The sequence below is a fragment of the Gordonibacter sp. genome (assembly GCF_036667095.1).
GTDB lineage: Bacteria > Actinomycetota > Coriobacteriia > Coriobacteriales > Eggerthellaceae > Gordonibacter.
This window is the reverse complement of the sequence record NZ_JAVWUP010000342.1, coordinates 1-1,953: the sequence shown is the minus strand read 5'-3', so window position 1 is coordinate 1,953 and position 1,953 is coordinate 1. Positions and strand designations below refer to the sequence as shown.

Annotated in this window: 1 protein-coding gene; it reads left to right on the top strand. The window is 57.3% G+C overall.

What is annotated here, in order from left to right; all coding sequences use genetic code 11:
• Positions 1-1,894: C1 family peptidase (locus tag RR842_RS14455; protein ID WP_332730275.1), on the top strand; the 1,894-nt coding region annotated here is incomplete at its 5' end.
• Between the last annotated feature and the right edge of the window lie 59 nt (positions 1,895-1,953).

Genomic DNA, 1,953 nt, shown 5'->3' with positions numbered 1-1,953 from the left:
AAATGATTACGACTACCCGGCGATTAAGGAGGGAACCCTCTTCGATGGAGGGCATATCGTTACTGTGGTGGGCTGGGACGATGCTTATTCGAAGGATAACTTTACCGGAAACCCCGAGGCTGCAAAAGCTTTCGGGTATGCGGATGCCGTTTTTCCGAAGCCGCTCAAGGATGGTGCGTTCATCGTCAAAAACTCGTGGGGTCCCGATGCGGGCGACCAAGGATATTTCTACCTTTCGTACGAAGATGCGTTCATGATGAGTAACAACCCTGCCGTTTTCATGGCCGACGATCTGCCCGATAGCTACAACCGCCAATACAGCAACGATGTCTTTGGTATGGTTTCGACGCTTGACGGCAAGGGTGCCTTTACGACGGCTGAAGTGTTTGTGAACGATGGACCGCGTGACGAGACGCTCGAGGCGGTTTCCTTTCAAATCGGCGAAGGTGCTCGCTATTCCATCAGCGTGAAAACTGAAGAGGGTGAGCAGGTCGTAGCCAGTGGCGAGAAGCGCTACGGCGGCTTTTATACTACCCGTTTGAAAAGCGACCTGGTGGTTGCTTCGGGGAAAGCGTTTCGGGTGGACGTAACTTTGTCTCCGCTCGAATCGGGGGGTACGATTTCGATAGGATGCAGTCAGAATATCGACGACCTGGTGAGCGGTGTTCTCAAAGTTGAGGGACGCGCTTTCGAGATCGAGGGCGACACGATCACCGACTTGGGGAAAGCGGGCATCTATCCATGCATTCGCGCCTATACCAACGATGTCGCTACAACAACGCATTCCGAAACGCTGCTCTTTGATGCGGCAGGCGTGCGTTCCCCTGCAACCGAAGAGGATATCTTGGAAGCCTGCGCGTCGGTCGGGCTGGTTGAGCAGTCCCCGCAGTCGTCGGCGGAGCTTGCGCTCAAAACTCAGGGAGGCATCACCTATGATACAGAGCAGGCCGACCTTTTTGGCGGCGTTGCCGCAAGCATCAAGGGTGGGTTGGGCGTGACGGCTCCGTTGAGTGGCCTTCCCACGCGATTCGACCTGCGTGAAGAAGGAACGATGACACCCGTGCGCAACCAGGGGGAATTGGGATCTTGCTGGACGTTTGCTGCCATGGCGTGTGCTGAAAACTATCTCGCCCGCACGGGTGGTAATGCTACGAATTACCCGACAGCACTGTTCTTGGATGCAAGCTCAAAGGCTCTTGCGCTTGGCGTGGGAGAGGAAGTGCCCGTTGCGCTGAGTGCGACGTATGCCGATACCGTGAACCCCACAACCACCCGCATCAACTGGACTATCAGTGGCGATGTCGACAGCGTGCGCGTCAATCAAACGTACAGCTTTATCGGTGAGTCCACCCCTGTCGTGACGGCTCTCAAGCCAGGTGTTGTGTTTCTTGAAGCTGCAAGCGATGCCGATATGAACATCAAGGCTCAGTGCCGCCTAGAGATAACCGAACAAGGCGTGGAGTCGCTTGCCATCGAGCCGGGTTCCCTTGCGCTCAAGCCGGACGAGAAGAGTCAGCTCAAAGCCACGATTACTCCCGAGAATGCCGTACACGGCGATGTGTCGTGGGAAAGCAGCCAGCCGGAAGTCGCAAGCGTGAACGCCGAGGGCATGGTGGTTGCCTATGCTCCGGGTAAAACGGTGATAACGGCCCGTGTCGGGGAACTTGTTGCAACGGCTTCGGTGACGGTGACAAAGCAGATGATGCCCCCAGACGATACGGGAGGTGGCGAGCACGCGGGCGGGGACGCTGCGTATCTTGTCAAAGCGGGAGATGGTCTTGGTGGGGCGGCGGGTTGCCTGATGGCCAGTGTGGTTGTGGCGTGCGGGGCTGTCGGGATGTTTTGTGTGAGGAAGCAGAAGGAGGAAGGTCGCGGGCCCTCGCGATTGAGGTAAGGATGCGGGGAGCTGGCGGCATCCTTGGGTTGATCGCCGCGCGCAGCCGAACCGACCTT